Here is a 14,339-nt window from a genome sequence, read left to right on the forward strand (position 1 = left end):
GCTTCGCTCGCTCGGGGGAGGATTTAGCGCGCCTACGAGTGCGACACGTCCATGCCCAGGGTCGGGCCCAGGCCGTGGCCTTCGGTCAGGCCGTGGCGCTCGGGCGGCTCGGCGGCGGACCTGAGCGCGTCCAGGCGCTTCCTGACCTGGTCGGCCATGGCTGGCGGCGGGGCCTCCGGCTCGGCGGTGTATTCGCTCTCGCGCTCCTGGACCCGCGCCATCCGCTCGGCGAAGTCCCGGTCCTCGCCGGAGCCGGGCTGAGGCGGATGGTCGAGATAGTCCAGCACGGCCTGCAGGTCGGCCTCGTAGGACTGGCGTTCTTCGAGGTTCATCATGCCCGCGAAACGGGGGACGGCGCGGAGCGTTCCCCCTGTCCCGCTTGCGAAATCTCAGCTCTTGAAGAAGGCCAGCAGGTCCGGGTTGAGGATGTCGGCGTGGGTCGTGGCCATGCCGTGCGGGAAGCCGTCGTAGCTTTTCAGCGTGCCGTTCTTCAGCAGCTTGGCCGACAGCGGCCCGGCGTCGGCGTAGGGCACGACCTGGTCGTCGGTGCCGTGCATGACCAGGGCGGGTTGGTCGATCGACTTGAGATCGTCGGTGAAGTCGGTCTCCGAGAAGGCCTTGATGCAGTCGTAGTGGGCCTTCAGCCCGCCCATCATCCCCTGGCGCCACCAGTTGTCGATCACGCCCTGGATCGGCTTCACGCCGGGGCGGTTGAAGCCGTAGAACGGCCCGGACGGGATATCGACGTAGAGCTGGGCGCGGTTGGCGGCCAGCGCCGAGCGGTAGCCGTCGAACGCCTCGATCGGCGTGCCGCCGGGGTTCTTGTCGGACTTGACCATGACCGGCGGCACCGCGCCGATCAGCACCAGCTTGGCCGCCCGGCCCCCGCCGCCGTGCTTGGCGACATAGCGGGTCGCCTCGCCGCCGCCGGTGGAATGGCCGACGTGGAACGCGCCCTTGATCCCGAGGTGGTCGACCACCGCCGCCACGTCGGCGGCGTAGGTGTCCATCTCGTTGCCGTCAAAGGTCTGGGTCGAGCGGCCGTGGCCGCGTCGGTCATGGGCGATGACCCGGAAGCCCTGGTTCAGGAAGAACATCATCTGGGCGTCCCAGTCGTCGCCCGACAGCGGCCAGCCGTGGTGGAAGACGATCGGCTGCCCCTGGCCCATGTCGTTGTAATAGATCTGCGCGCCGTCCTTGGCGGTGGCGAAGCCCGTGCTCATGATCCTGCTCCTGGGAAACCCGGCGGCGAACCGGCGGCGCAGGCGCTTCGATCCTTGCGGGGATTCCGGAGGCGGCCCTCAGGCCGGCCGTTCGGCGGTCGCGTAGGTCGAGCGCACCCGCCAGCCCAGCGCCTCGTACAGAAGCCGGCCCTCGGCGGTGGCGACCAGCACGCCGGAGGGCGCGCCGCGCTCGCGCGCCAGCGCATGCAGCGCCGTCATCACCGCCCGCCCGCAGCCGCGGCGGCGGTGGGCCTCATCCGTGACGATGCGGTCGTAGACGGTCAGGCCGTCGGTCACGACCGTCCGTCCGAGCGCGGCCTCCGTCCCGTCGGGCGCACGCAGACGCACCACGACGGCCGGCCCCTCCTCGGCCTGCTCCAGCGCGTAGCCGCAGGGGACCGGGCCCTCCCTGGCCGGCGAGCCTTCGCAGGCCATGAAGAAGCCCGGCCGCCGCACCGACCAGCCCGGCGGCAACACGTCCGCCAGCGCCTGGGGCTCCGCGCAGGCCTTCAGCAGGACGAAGGGTTCGTCGATGGTCGCGCCCAACCGCGGCAGGGCGCTCGACAGGCCTGCAAACACGTAGCGGGCCCGCTGGTCCGGCCAGCCGACCTCGACCCGCCAGCCGTCGGCCTCCGGCGTCGGCGCAGCGGTCCCACGGGCCAGGGTCCAGCCCTTCACCCAGGCGGCGACGAGGTCGGGATCGACGCTCATGCGCGGGCGCTGGACGGGGCCGTCGCCTTCCACGCCCGCATGAGGTCCATGACAGACCAGACGGCGTAGGCCGACGAGTATCCGACCAGGGCGACCGCCCCGAGGTGGTTCCCAACCGCAAACGCCGCGAAGATCACCGGTCCGCCCAGGGCCGCGACCCCGTACCGGCGCATGGTCGATCGGGAATAATAGAGCCGCTCCGCCGCGTCACGCCTGGCGGCGGAGGCGCTGAGCGCGAGATTCAACATCCTCGGCGCGAATGCGGAATCCATCAGCAAGTACATGCCGGGCATGGCGATCGACACGGCGGCGACGTCGCTGGAAATCCAGCCCGCCGCCTGGCCTCCGCCGGCGAGAGCCAGCGCGGCCGAGCCGGCCACGAACGGAAGCCAGGAGGATTCTTTAAAGCTCATACGCGGGCCAGCTTAGCCGAGCACCGAGGCGGCGCAACGACCGCCCGCGGGACCGGCCGGAGGGCGGGTCGACCAGCTCAGCCAGCCGTCCAGCCGCCGTCGACCATCACCGCGCTGCCGGTCATCAGGCTGGAGGCGTCCGACGCCAGCAGCAGCAGCGGCCCGCTCAGCTCGTCCATCTGGCCCAGCCGGCCGAACTTGATGCGGCTGAGCACGTGCTCGCGGGTGCCGGGCGTGTCCAGGATCGGGCGGGTCAGGGCCGTCTCGATGAAGGTCGGGCAGAGGGTGTTCACCCGGATCCCGTGCGGCGCCAGGTCGATGGCCATGCACTTGGTCAGGCCCTCCAGCGCGAACTTCGACGAGCTGTAGAGCGAGCGCCCGGGGCCGCCGACGTGGCCCATCTGCGAGGAGACGTTGATGATCGAGCCGGGCTTGCCCGCCGCCAGCAGGCCCTTGGCCACCGCCTGGGCCACGAACAGGGCGGCCTTCAGGTTCAGGTCCAGCACCGCGTCGAAGTCCTCCTCGGTCACCTCGGTGATCGGGCGGATGCGGTTGGCGCCGGCGTTGTTGAGCAGGATGTCGAACGGCCCGCGCGCCTCGATCTCGCGGCGCACGGCGGCGATGTCGGTGACGTCCAGGGTGAAGGCGTCGGCCTGGAAGCCGGCCTCGCGGATCTCCCGGGCCAGGGCCTCGACCTCGGCGGAGGTGCGCGCGCACAGGGTCACGGCCGCGCCGGCCTGGGCGAAGACGGCGGCCGCGGCCGCGCCGATGCCGCGGCCCGCGCCGGTGATCAGGGCCTTCTTGCCGTCGAGCCGAAAGGACGGGAGCGGGTGAGCGAGGGTCATGGCCGGACCCTAGGGCGGTTCGCGCAATTCACCACCCCTCTCCCGGTCGGGAGAGGGAGGGGCCCGCGCGGCGTCAGCCGCGTGGGAGGGGGAGGGAAACGGGAGCGTGCAGGACCTGGCGCCAAGGCCGCGTCCGTCCGTAACCCCTCATCCTCCCGCGCGGACCTGCGCGCGTCCCGCGCTCCGGTGCGCGGGCTCGGTCCTTCTCCCGCCGGGAGAAGGAAACCTACTTCTTCGCCTCGGGCCGGCGGGTGAACTCCATGCGCACCAGCACCACTTCCTTGCCGGTGCGCGGGCCGACCTGGGCGATCTCGAAGGTCCGCTTGTCGCCCATGAACACCTCGGTCATGCGCATCGGCAGGACGGTGCCGTCCGGGCCGACCATGTCGTTGCGCCAGTGCATGGTCTTGGTCTTGGCGTCCCAGTAGCCGACGTCCTGGCGCATGCGGTGGGCGTTGTTGTCGACCCAGACGCCGATGTAGCGCTTGGTCGCCGCGTCCCAGCCCCAGGTGCCGGTGCCCTCGTAGGGGGTGCCCTCGACGTGGAACTCGTTCAGCATCCACATGCCGTCCGAGCGCAGGCGGTTGACCTGCACGCCCTTGGCCAGGGTCGGCGGCACGTCGTCCTTGCCGCTCGGGAAGGTGATCTGGGCGTCCCAGACGCCAGCTTCCAGCGCCAGCGGCTCCAGCTCGGGCTTGGGATCGGGCTTGGGATCGGCGGCCAGGGCGGCCCCGGCGGCGGTCAGCGCCAGCACGCTCGACAGGCAGAACACGCGCAACATCGTAAGTAACCCCCTCCAGGTTCAGCGAGCGCGACGCTCCCCGGCCCGCCCGCGCCGCGCCAGCGCGCTTGCGACGAAAGCCGCCGCCGCAGCGACCGGCCCTGCCCGTCAGCTAGCGCCCGCCCCGACCGGGCGCCTCCCTCGTTTAGGGGAGACGTCCATTCCCTCTCCCGGTCGGGAGAGGGAGGGGCCCGCGCCGCGCAGCGGCGTGGGAGGGTGAGGGATCCGGGAGCGTGCAGGACTGGCTCCAAGGCCGCCCCCGTTCATAACCCCTCATCCTCCCGCGCGGGCCTGCGCGCGTTCCGCGCTCCGGTGCGCGGGCTCCGTCCTTCTCCCGCTGGGAGAAGGGATCAGCGGAACGCGCCCGCCTGCTTGCCGGCCTTCGCCTTGGCGCTCATCAGCGCGTTGCGGTCCGCGCCCCAGGCCTCCTGGTAGAGCCTGGCCACCACCGGCAGCCAGCGCACGTCGCGGTCCTCGCCGACCTCCTCCGTCCCGCCGGCGGCGCGGTACATGGCGCGCGTGGTCGAGGAGATCCGCGCGTACTTGCGCGCGCTCAGCGCCGGTTCGCCGTCGGCCGCCTCGGGGCCGCACCGCCCCTGGACGGGGACGGTGGAGCTGGACGCGGTGCGGCTGGTGACGCCGTCGCGGAAGTACTGGCAGGTCGCCGCCGAACCGCTGCCGCCGGCGCTGGCCGCCGGCTCGATCACATAGCCGGTCACCGGAAACTGGGCGTTCGACGCCGCCCAGGTCTCGCCGACCAGCCAGCGGACGCAGGCCTTGGGATCGTTCGCCGCCGCGTCGAGGCAGGCGCTCGCCGTCCACCGGGCCAGCTGATCGGCCGAGGGGTTGAGCATGAAGACGCGCGCCTGCACGCCCATGGCGGTGTAGCTGCAGCGCTGGACGGGGAAGCCGTCCCACCCGCCGAGCGGCGGCTGGGCCAGCTCGCAGTCGCCCTCCATGTATCGGCCGCCGCGCAGCTTGCGGGTCCAGGCGGTGCGCGCGTAGTCGACCTCGCCCAGGCTGGCGGTCGGGGCGACGGGCGCGGGCGCCGGCGTCACGGGCGCGGCGCCCGACCAGGCGTAAAGCCCCCTCGCCCGCATCAGCGCCTTCAGGTCGGCGGCGTAGCCGCGCGGGCGCCAGTTGTAGGGATCGGAAATCCCGTCCACCCAGGCGTCGACCGCGGTCTCGACGCCGGCGCCGGAGGCCCTCGCCTGCCGATAGGCCTCGGTGTCGGCCCGGTAGTAGCTGGAATTGGCCAGGCGGGCGGCGACCTTGTCGATCGCCTCGGCGCGGCTGGCGAACACCACGTAGCGGTTGCCGACGTCCTCGGGCGGCTGGCACTCCAGCACGTAGGCCGCGCCAGCCCCGGTCTGCTTCCAGCCGAACAGGTTGTTGGCGTTCAGCGCCGTGCGGGTGAAGCCGTAGCCGGACTCCACCACCGACATGGCCGCGATCGCCGCCGCCGGCACGCCGTAGCGCGCCTCCGCCGCCTTGGCCGGCCCTTCGACCTCGGCCAGGAAGGCGTCCCGCTCGGCCGCGGTGGGGTGGCCGGGCTTGGGGTCGTAGCAGCCCCAGTCCTGGGCCGACGCCGCGAAGGCGGCCGACTGGACCAGGACGAACGCGGTGCACGCGAACAGCATGGGGCGCATCGGGTCTGCTCCAAGCGCGGGTCTGGGATGGAAGCGACTGGTGGTCAGCGCCGCGCAGGCGGCGGTACGGCGGCGACGCGGACGCCGGAGCGTCCAGAACAGCAGTCCCGCAAAGCTTTGCTGCCGGGCGGCGCGGCGGTCAAGCGAGGCTTGCGGATCGGCTGACAGCCCGAACGAACATTGGTACGAGCGGGGCTTGCAGTGCGGCGGGGGCCGGCGTGACGCTTACTTCGAAATTCGGAATCGCTGCGGTCGCCGGCGTGACCCTTCTGGCCGTCCTGCAGGCGGCGCGCTCCATCGGCTTCTACATCCAAAAGATCGTCCAGGGGCAGCTGGCGGGCGCGGTCTTCCTGCTCTGGGCGCTCGGCGCCGTGGGCTGTGTCGCTTGCTGCGTCCTGGCCATCGCGAGCGCGCTGCGCGCCCGGCGGCGCGGCGCCATCGGATTCGGCGCCGCCGCCCTCACCCTGGGCGTCCTGCTGATCTTCGTCACGCTGTGAAAGGGCGCGGGAAAATGCGCCGCCTGACGGTGACGACCTTGTGCGGCGCGATGGCCCTGGCGACCTCAGCCTACGCCCAGGACACCCGTGACGCTGAACTCGCGTCCTCCGACCGGGCGCTGAACGCCACCTATCAGACGCTGATCCGGCGGCTTCGCCCCGCGGATCAGGCCAGCCTGCGGGCGGCCCAGCGCGCGTGGATCGCTTTCCGGGACGCCGACTGCGCGTTCGGTGACGCAGACAAGAGGGACTGCCTGATCCAGCGCACCGACGAGCGTGAGCGCCAGCTGCGCGAAACCGTCTATTTCGATGGGCGCGGCGAGGCGTTCATGTTGCCGGGCGCGCCTGGGCTTCGTCCGCTCAAGTGACGCGCTAGCGCCTGACGGCGCATTCGTTCAGTCCCAGCGCTCGACGTCGTCGCCAAGGACCGCCGTCCACGGATGCCGGCGGTCCTCGTAGACCGACACCGTCGGCGCCGGGAACGACGGATCCGCGAAGGCGCCGACCGGCACGGCTGTCATGCCCGGCATTCCCTCGCCCGCGAAGGCCACGGTCGAGCCGCAGACCGGGCAGAACCGGAAGGTCGCTCGGGCCCCGCTGTCGCCGGCCGCCTCGAAGGCCTTCCACTCGCCGTCCAGCGTCACCTGCGCGTCCGGCCACCTAGCCTGGGCGGAGAAGGCGCTGCCGGTGCGCTGCTGGCACGCCAGGCAATGGCAGACGGAGATGCGGACGGGCTCGCCGACGCAGGTGATCTTCAGCTGGCCACAGCGGCAGGAGGCGGTTCGCATACCGTCAGTATGGACGCTTGATTTCGAGGGACCAACAGGCGCGCCCGCCCCCCGGCTCACGAAATCCAGCCCTCGACTTCCTTGACCTTACAGGGCTTGTCGCCCTTGGCCGGGCAGGTGGCCAGGAAGCTGCCGCCGACCCAGCTGGCCGACCAGACGACGTAGTGGCGACGGCCGTCCAGCGAGGACAGCACCTCGGTCACCCGCGGTGGGAAGAACGGCGCGCCGCCGGTCGGCAGGGCCGCGGCCTGCTCCGGCGTGTAGACCATCAGCCGGAACGGCAGGTCGAGGCCGGCGAACACCGAGGGGTCCGGGGCGACCAGGAACACCGTGTTCATGCGCGGCGCCCGCGGCCCGCCACCGGCGGCGGCGGCCAGGAGGTCGAGCCCGTCGTCGTCCCCTTTTCGCGGCGCGACCATGATCGCCCCCGCGTCGTGGTGGAACACCGCCTTGACCACCGCCGCGGCCAGACCGTTCTCCCCCGGGCCGGCCGGCTTGCGCGCCACCGCCGGGATCGGGTCGGTCCCGTCCTTCAGCCCGTCGCCGTCGCTGTCGGGGTTCGCCGGGTCGAGGCCCAGGCGCCGCTCGGCCGCGTCGGTCAGGCCGTCGGCGTCGCCGTCGCGCTCCAGCTCGGCCAGGCTGGCCTCCAGCACCACCCCGTCCTCGCGCCGCTTGATGCTCAGGCCCACCGGCGGGAAGCTGATCGAGGCCGGATCGATCTCGCGCACGTTCACTTCGATCCGCACCCGGTCGCCCTCGATCAGCGGTACGGCCGAACCGGGGGTGAGCACGTAGGGGAAGCTCTGCTGGAGGCCGAGATAGACCGGCGGCTTCCACGCGCCGTTCTGCGTACGCGCCAGCCACACGCCGAAGGCGGGGATCTCGCCCGGCAGGTCGTAATCGGACGAGGCGAAAAGCACCGCCTGCTCCGACCCGATCCGCTCGTAGCGTCCCACGGCGTCCAGCGGCACGGGAAGCTTCAGGTCCTTCGGCAGTTCCGGCGCGTCCTTCTCGCCCCAGGCGCCGACGCCGTCGGGCAGACGCGTCTCGCGCCAGGTGAAGGCCCGCCCCGGCGCGCCCAGCCGGGCCTCAGTCCGGCTCTCCGGCGCGCCCGTCGCCGCCCAGGCGGCGTCGATGCGCCCGGCCCAGCGCAGGCGCAGCGCCTTCACGTCCGCGTCCAGCAAGCCGTCCATGACGTTCAGCGCCACCGGGTCGGTCTCCCACCGGCCGTAGGGGCCGTCGCGGGTGAGGAACCGGACCATGCCGGCGTAGCCCGCCTTCTCCAACCGGGCGGCGACCAGCTTGCGCACCGCCGGGGTGTCGAGGCTGAACAGCCAGCCGTGCGGCCGCTCGTGCCGCTCCGCCTTGCCGTCAGCCTTGCGGCCCTCGACGAAGGGGGTGAACAGGTCGGCGTCGGCCAGGGTCGGGGTCATCGCCTCGGTCAGCGCCGACAGGCGCTGGCGCTGCGCATAGGTGCGCGGGGCGGCGAAGGTCTTGGCGCGGGCCAGCACGGCGCGCGCCTCGTCGGTCCGGCCGGCCGACCACAGGGCCGCGGCCAGGTCGTCGGCGAGGCGATAGCTCGCCTCCGACGCCTGCTCGCAGGGGCGCGGGTCGACCTTGCCGCAAACGGCCGCGGCCAACGGCAGGCGCGCCCGCACCGCCTCCGGATAGGCCGTCCACAGGGCGACCGCGTCGTCGGACAGGCCCAGCGCCAGCAGGCGCAGCAGGCGCGCCTGGGCGTAGGCCGCCTGCACCTCCACAGAGGCCCCGGCCGCCAGCGCCCGCGCCTCGGCGGCTTCCAGCACCGCCTCCTGCCAGCCGCCCCAGTGCTCCGGCCCGCCAGCGACCTCCAGCGGAACGCGCGACAGGGCGTCCGCCGTCGTGGGCGCGGTCGGCGCCCGAAGCGCCAGCGCGCCCAGCGCGATCGGGTCCTCGTCGTAGCCGAAGTACCGCCCCAGGATCTCGACGGCGTGCGGGTGGCGCCCGGCCAGTTCGACGAAGACCGCCTTCTGGGACGTCGGCGTCACCCCGAAGGCCAGGCTCAGGGTCGACATCAGTTCCCCCGAGGGCTCCTTCAGCGCCACCTCCTCCACGATCTCGCGGATCGGCGCGCCGGGCGCCAGCTGGCAGCCCTTGTCGCGGTCGCACGCCGCGTCCCGGCCGGCGGTCACCGCCATGATCACCCCGGCGTAGGCTTCGGCCGCCTCGACCGGCACGCCGATGTCGCGAGCGAAGGCGGCCATGGCTTTGCTCCGGTCAGCGTTGGCCGAAGCCGCTTGATACAGCCGGTCGTCCCAGGTGAGCGCCTCGCCCTTGCTGTGGAACCGGGCGTAGGTGTTCTCGAGGTAGTCGGTCCACTGCGCCTCGGTCGGCGGCGCGGCCAGAGCGGGAGCAGCGGACAGCAAGACCGCGCCGGCGGCGGCGGCGAGCAACAGGACGCGCATGGGCAACACTCTCGACGGTGGGGCGGCGACGCCCGTTACCGCCAAGGTTGCATGCGCGCGGTTGACTCGACAATCGGCGTTCGCCGATCACCTCCCCCACCTTACAGAACCTTCACTTCCCGCTAGCAGCGCCCGCTACTAGCGTCGCGGCCCATGAGTCCCGAAGAGAGCCTGTCCGCGCTCGGCTTCACCGATACGGAAGCCCTGGTCTATTGCGAGCTGCTGCGCGTGGGCGCGGCCACCGGCTATCGGCTGGCGCAGGCGATCGGCAAGGCGCAGGCCAACACCTACAAGGCGCTCTCGACCCTGGTGCAGAAGGGCGCGGTGCTGGCCGACGAGGGCGAGCCGAAGAGCTTCCGCGCCCTGCCCCCGGCCGAGCTGGTCGGGGCCCTGCAGAAGGGGTTCAGCGACCGGGCCCAGACCGCCCAGGCGGCGCTGGAGAGCCTGGGCGCGCCGGCGCCCGAGGACCGCATCTACCAGCTGCGCAACTCGGCCCAGGTCTATGAGCGCGCCCGCGCCATGATCGCCGCCGCCCGCGAGGTGGTGCTGTTCGACCTGTTCCCCGGCCCCTTCGCCGAGCTGGCCCCGGCGCTGGCGCAAGCGCACGCCCGCGGCGTGACCGTCGCCGGCGTCTGGTATCAGGCGGTCGAGCCCGCCCCGCCGTTCGAGGTCAGCCGCTCCAGGACCTCCGACCTGGTGATCCAGCGCTGGCCGGGCGAGCAGCTGACCGTGGTCGCGGACTCGCGCGAATACCTGGTCTCCTTGCTCAACCAGGGCGCGGTGCGCCACGCCATCTGGTCGGACAGCCTCTATCTCTCCTGCCTGCAGCACTACGCGCTGGCCGCCGAGGTGCGCCTGCACGCCATGGCCAAGGACGAGCCGGCGCACATGCCCGAGATGACGCTCGCCGGGAGGCTGCCGCCGGGCCTGCGCGACCTGCTGGGGGTGGAGGCATGACCCTCACGACGCACCGGCGCCGGTTTTCGTCGCAGCGCAGATGCGGGCGGCCCTCTTGAAAGCTCGACCCTGACACCCCTCATGCGGCCTGCGCGGTTGTCCAGGCGGCACGGCGAACGACAAGGCGGCCGAACGGCCCCGAGGACACGAAGGAAGACGCGATGACCACCTGGAAACGCCTGCTGGGGGCCGCATCGGCCGCCGCCCTGCTGGCCGGCGCCCTGCCGACCGGCGTCATGGCCGCCGCGCCCGCGCCGGCCGCTCAACCCGCCGGCAAGCCTGAGTTCGGGAGCTTCGGCTTCGACGCCACCGGCATGGACCGGGCGGTGAAGCCGGGCGACGACTTCTACAAGTTCGCCAACGGCGCCTGGGTGGAGCGCACCCAGATCCCGGCCGACCGGTCGAACTGGACCACCTTCGGCGTGCTGACCGAGAAGGCCGCCGGGCGCACCCGCAAGATCATCCAGGACGCCGCCGCCAACACCGCCGGCGACGCCGACACCAAGAAGATCGGCGACTACTACGCCACCTTCATGGACGAGGCGGCGATCGAGGCGAAAGGCCTGGCGCCGCTGCAGCCGCAGCTGGCCGAACTGGCCGCGATCAAGGACAAGACCGCGCTGTCCAAGGCGCTGGGCAAGAGCCTGCGCGCCGACGTCGACCCGCTGAACGCGTCCAACACCTACACCGACCGGCTGTTCGGCGTCTGGATCGGCGAGGACTTCGACCAGCCCACCCGCTACGCCGCCTACCTGATGCAGGGCGGCCTGGGCATGCCCGACCGCGACTACTACCTGGACCAGAGCCCCAAGTTCGCGGAGCTGCGCGCCAAGTACCAGGCCCACGTCGCCGCCCAGCTGAAGAACGCCGGGATCGCCGACGCCGACGCCAAGGCCGCGCGCATCCTGGCGCTGGAGACCGAGATCGCGAAGGTCCACGCCAGCCAGGTCGACACCAACGACGTCACCAAGGCGAACAACACCTGGACCCGCGCCGACTTCAAGGCCAAGGCCCCGGGCATCGACTGGGACGCCTGGTTCACCGCCGCGGGCCTTTCCGACCAGCAGACCATGAAGGTCTGGCACCCGGCCCCGACCACCGGCATTTCCGCCCTGGTCGCCTCGCAGCCGCTGGAGACCTGGAAGGACTATCTGACCTTCCACGCCATCGACCGGGCCGCGCCCTTCCTGCCCAAGAAATTCGCCGACGAGAGCTTCGCCTTCAACGGCACCGCCCTGTCGGGCACGCCGCAGCAGGCCGAGCGCTGGAAGCGCGCGGTCACCCAGACCAACAACGCGCTCGGCGAGGCGGTCGGCAAGCTGTACGTGAAGGAGTACTTCCCGCCCGAGGCCAAGGCCGAGGCCCAGGCCATGGCGGCCAACGTCATCAAGGCCTTCGGCACGCGCATCGACAACCTCGACTGGATGTCGCCGCAGACCAAGGCCAAGGCCAAGGAGAAGCTGGCCACCCTGACCGTGGGCGTCGGCTATCCGGACAAGTGGCGCGACTATTCGGGGCTTGAGGTCGTGCGCGGCGACGCGCTCGGCAACGCCCAGCGCTCGGGCCTGTTCGAGTACGCCTACCAGATCAAGAAGCTGCACGGCCCGGTCGACCGCAACGCCTGGCACCTGCTGCCGCAGGAGGTCAACGCGCTGAACTCGCCGCTGCAGAACTCCATCGTCTTCCCGGCCGCCATCCTGGAGCCGCCGTTCTTCGACGCCCACGCGGACGCGGCGGTGAACTACGGCGCCATCGGCGGCGTGATCGGCCACGAGATCAGCCACAGCTTCGACAATCTGGGCGCCCTGTTCGACGCCCAGGGGGGCTTGCACAACTGGTGGGCCGAAGCCGACTTCAAGCGCTTCGACGCCGCCGGCGACGCCCTGGTGGCCCAGTACGACGCCTACCATCCCCTGCCCGACCAGGCGATCAACGGGCGGCTGACGCTGGGCGAGAACATCGCCGACGTGGCCGGCCTGTCGGCCGCCTACGACGCCTATCGCCTGTCGCTGGGCGGCAAGGAGGCCCCGGTGCTGGACGGCTTCACCGGCGACCAGCGCTTCTTCCTGGGCTGGGCCCAGAACTACCGGTCCAAGTACCGCGAGGCGGCGCTGCGCCGGCAGCTGCTGACCAACCCGCACTCGCCGGGCGAGGCCCGCGCCGACACCGTGCGCAACCTCGACGCCTGGTACGGCGCCTTCGACGTGAAACCGGGCGAGGCGCTGTATCTCGCCCCCAACGACCGGGTGAGGGTCTGGTGATGGAGCAGCCGGCGACCGCCGACCTGTGCGACGAACACGGCGACGCCGTGGAGATCTGCGCCGCCCCGTTCAAGGACTTCGGCGGGCGCAAGCGTTTCCACGGCGTCATCCGCACCGTGCTCTGCCAGGACGACAACGGCCTGGCCCGGGCCCTGCTCTCCGGGCAGGGCGAGGGCTGCGTGCTGGTGGTGGACGCCGGCGGCTCGCAGCGCTTCGCGCTGATGGGCGACAACATGGCCCAGATCGCCATCGACAACGGCTGGGCCGGCGTCGTGATCTATGGGGCGGTGCGCGACACCGCCGCCCTGGCCGGCATGGACATCGGCGTGAAGGCCCTGGGCGCCGTGCCCCGCCGCGGCAGCCGCCTGGGCACAGGCGAGATGAACGTGCCGGTGAGCTTCTGCGGCGCGACCTTCACGCCGGGGTGGACGCTCTACAGCGACGAAGACGGGGTCGTGGCGGTCGCGCCGTAACCGATAGATCTCCCCCCTCTGGGGGGAGCCGCCGCGAAGCGGCGTGGGGGGCTCCAGCCTGGCGCGACGGAGCCCGCCCCACCGAGGGCCGTAGCGCCGCTGAACCCGAGCACTCCGCTGGAGCCCCCCACGCCGCCCTTGCGGGCGGCTGCTCCCCCCAGAGGGGGGAGATCTTCGCCTCACCGCCCCTTCACCGGCTTCTCGATCTCGTAGACCGCCTCGACCACCTGCTCCCACTTGTCGCGGAACAGGGCCTGGGCGTCGTGCAGGCCCTGGTTGTAGAAGTGCGGCCCCAGCTCCTCGGCCAGGAAGTCCAGCATCAGGCCGGCCGCCAGGCCGCCGACCTCGACGTCCAGCTCGCGCGCCAGATAGGCGCTGAGCTTGCGGGCCAGCAGCGCGCGCTGGGCGGGGTCGAATTCGATCCTGGACATCCATGCCCTCCCGGGAACCGGCGGAAGCTCGCCGCGCTCTTGCACCAAGCGGAGGCGAGACGCCATGGCCGAGAAGAAGACCTACGAGGGCGGCTGCCACTGCGGCAACGTCCGCTACAAGGCCGAGGCCGACCTGGGCACGGTGATCGAGTGCAACTGCTCGCACTGCGGCCGCAAGGGCCTGCTGCTGAACTACATCCCGGCCGAAGACTTCGACCTGACCAAGGGCGCCGACGCCCTGAAGGGGTACCGCTTCAACACCCGCCGCATCGAGCACCTGTTCTGCGACACCTGCGGGGTGGAGTCCTTCGCCCGCGGCAAGAACAAGGACGGCGCGGACATGGTGGCGCTGAACGTCCGCTGCCTGGACGGCGTGGACCCCGGCGACCTGGAGCTGACCCCGTTCGACGGGCGGAGCAAGTGAGGAGCCCCCTTCCCTTCTCCCCCCCATGACCGGCGCCCCGCACCAGGACGAATACGCCCGCGCGCTAGCCGTGCTGGAGCAGGAAAGCCCGCGCGGGCGGCTCCTGGTGGCCTGCAGCCTGCTGGACGAGGTGCTGCGCCGGCTGCTGCTGGCCTACTTCATCCAGGGCGACACCGCCCGCGAGCTGGTCGAGGAGCACGGCGCGCCGCTCAGCTCCTACGCGGCGCGAGCCCGCGCCGCCTACGTGCTGGGGCTGCTCAGCAAGGCGGAGCTGCAGGACGTGCTGGCGCTGGGCGACCTGCGCAACATCTTCGCCCACCAGGTCGAGGTCGACTACGAGCACCCGGAGGTGCGCGCCTTCGCGCCGCGCCTGCGCCGCGCCGCCGGCCTCGCGCCGCGCGACCGGCGCGAACCGGCCGAGGTGGTCGACGCCGCCTGCGTG

17 protein-coding genes are annotated in these 14,339 nt (G+C 72.0%); 7 read left to right on the forward strand and 10 right to left on the reverse strand.

Annotation, left to right across the window (positions count from 1 at the left end):
• Positions 1 to 32 precede the first annotated feature (32 nt).
• From G3573_RS07650 to G3573_RS07680, 7 genes are all read right to left on the reverse strand, one after another.
• Positions 33 to 332, reverse strand: a complete 300-nt coding sequence (locus G3573_RS07650) for a hypothetical protein (RefSeq protein WP_163260494.1) — start codon at positions 330 to 332, stop codon at positions 33 to 35.
• 57 nt (positions 333 to 389) lie between these two features.
• Positions 390 to 1,223: an alpha/beta hydrolase gene (locus tag G3573_RS07655; protein ID WP_163260495.1), complete on the reverse strand. Its 834-nt coding sequence runs from the start codon at positions 1,221 to 1,223 to the stop codon at positions 390 to 392.
• 78 nt (positions 1,224 to 1,301) lie between these two features.
• Positions 1,302 to 1,934, reverse strand: a complete 633-nt coding sequence (locus G3573_RS07660) for a GNAT family N-acetyltransferase (RefSeq protein ID WP_163260496.1) — start codon at positions 1,932 to 1,934, stop codon at positions 1,302 to 1,304.
• Complete coding sequence (locus G3573_RS07665) at positions 1,931 to 2,347, reverse strand: hypothetical protein (protein WP_163260497.1); 417 nt, start codon at positions 2,345 to 2,347, stop codon at positions 1,931 to 1,933. Before G3573_RS07665 ends, G3573_RS07660 begins: the two co-directional genes overlap by 4 nt.
• A gap of 77 nt (positions 2,348 to 2,424) precedes the next feature.
• On the reverse strand, positions 2,425 to 3,192 hold the full coding sequence (locus tag G3573_RS07670; RefSeq protein ID WP_163260498.1) for an SDR family oxidoreductase: 768 nt from the start codon (positions 3,190 to 3,192) through the stop codon (positions 2,425 to 2,427).
• 226 nt (positions 3,193 to 3,418) lie between these two features.
• Positions 3,419 to 3,973, reverse strand: a complete 555-nt coding sequence (locus G3573_RS07675) for a DUF1579 family protein (protein WP_163260499.1) — start codon at positions 3,971 to 3,973, stop codon at positions 3,419 to 3,421.
• 350 nt (positions 3,974 to 4,323) lie between these two features.
• Positions 4,324 to 5,622 (reverse strand): glucosaminidase domain-containing protein, encoded by a 1,299-nt coding sequence (locus tag G3573_RS07680; RefSeq protein ID WP_163260500.1) that lies wholly within the window; start codon positions 5,620 to 5,622, stop codon positions 4,324 to 4,326.
• A gap of 260 nt (positions 5,623 to 5,882) precedes the next feature.
• On the opposite strand from G3573_RS07680, the gene G3573_RS07685 reads away from it, so the two are divergent.
• Both G3573_RS07685 and G3573_RS07690 read left to right on the forward strand, forming a co-directional pair.
• Positions 5,883 to 6,119 carry a hypothetical protein gene (locus G3573_RS07685; protein ID WP_163260501.1) on the forward strand — a complete coding sequence of 79 codons (237 nt, stop codon included), beginning with the start codon at positions 5,883 to 5,885 and terminating at the stop codon, positions 6,117 to 6,119.
• A 14-nt stretch (positions 6,120 to 6,133) separates the two neighbouring features.
• Positions 6,134 to 6,487: a lysozyme inhibitor LprI family protein gene (locus tag G3573_RS07690; RefSeq protein ID WP_163260502.1), complete on the forward strand. Its 354-nt coding sequence runs from the start codon at positions 6,134 to 6,136 to the stop codon at positions 6,485 to 6,487.
• Positions 6,488 to 6,514: 27 nt separating this feature from the next.
• On the opposite strand, the gene G3573_RS07695 is transcribed toward G3573_RS07690, so the two are convergent.
• Both G3573_RS07695 and G3573_RS07700 read right to left on the reverse strand, forming a co-directional pair.
• Positions 6,515 to 6,907 (reverse strand): GFA family protein, encoded by a 393-nt coding sequence (locus tag G3573_RS07695; RefSeq protein ID WP_163260503.1) that lies wholly within the window; start codon positions 6,905 to 6,907, stop codon positions 6,515 to 6,517.
• A 56-nt stretch (positions 6,908 to 6,963) separates the two neighbouring features.
• Positions 6,964 to 9,351 carry a hypothetical protein gene (locus G3573_RS07700; protein WP_163260504.1) on the reverse strand — a complete coding sequence of 796 codons (2,388 nt, stop codon included), beginning with the start codon at positions 9,349 to 9,351 and terminating at the stop codon, positions 6,964 to 6,966.
• Positions 9,352 to 9,504: 153 nt separating this feature from the next.
• Here G3573_RS07700 and G3573_RS07705 point away from each other — a divergent pair, with 153 nt between their 5' ends.
• From G3573_RS07705 to rraA, 3 genes are all read left to right on the forward strand, one after another.
• Entirely contained in the window at positions 9,505 to 10,308 is an 804-nt protein-coding gene (locus G3573_RS07705; protein WP_163260505.1) for a helix-turn-helix domain-containing protein, read from the forward strand.
• A gap of 161 nt (positions 10,309 to 10,469) precedes the next feature.
• Entirely contained in the window at positions 10,470 to 12,569 is a 2,100-nt protein-coding gene (locus G3573_RS07710; protein WP_163260506.1) for a M13 family metallopeptidase, read from the forward strand.
• Positions 12,569 to 13,042: a ribonuclease E activity regulator RraA gene (gene rraA, locus G3573_RS07715; protein ID WP_205598138.1), complete on the forward strand. Its 474-nt coding sequence runs from the start codon at positions 12,569 to 12,571 to the stop codon at positions 13,040 to 13,042. Before G3573_RS07710 ends, rraA begins: the two co-directional genes overlap by 1 nt.
• A 179-nt stretch (positions 13,043 to 13,221) precedes the next feature.
• Here the strand turns inward: rraA and G3573_RS07720 are convergent, their stop codons facing one another.
• Entirely contained in the window at positions 13,222 to 13,473 is a 252-nt protein-coding gene (locus tag G3573_RS07720; protein ID WP_163260508.1) for a DUF2164 domain-containing protein, read from the reverse strand.
• A 64-nt stretch (positions 13,474 to 13,537) separates the two neighbouring features.
• Here G3573_RS07720 and G3573_RS07725 point away from each other — a divergent pair, with 64 nt between their 5' ends.
• Together G3573_RS07725 and G3573_RS07730 are read left to right on the forward strand one after the other, a co-directional pair.
• On the forward strand, positions 13,538 to 13,897 hold the full coding sequence (locus G3573_RS07725; protein ID WP_163260509.1) for a GFA family protein: 360 nt from the start codon (positions 13,538 to 13,540) through the stop codon (positions 13,895 to 13,897).
• Between the two features lie 25 nt (positions 13,898 to 13,922).
• The coding region (locus tag G3573_RS07730) for an MltR family transcriptional regulator (protein WP_205598139.1) at positions 13,923 to 14,339 on the forward strand (417 nt) is incomplete at its 3' end.

It is taken from the genome of Caulobacter sp. 17J65-9 (assembly GCF_010975005.1).
GTDB lineage: Bacteria > Pseudomonadota > Alphaproteobacteria > Caulobacterales > Caulobacteraceae > 17J80-11.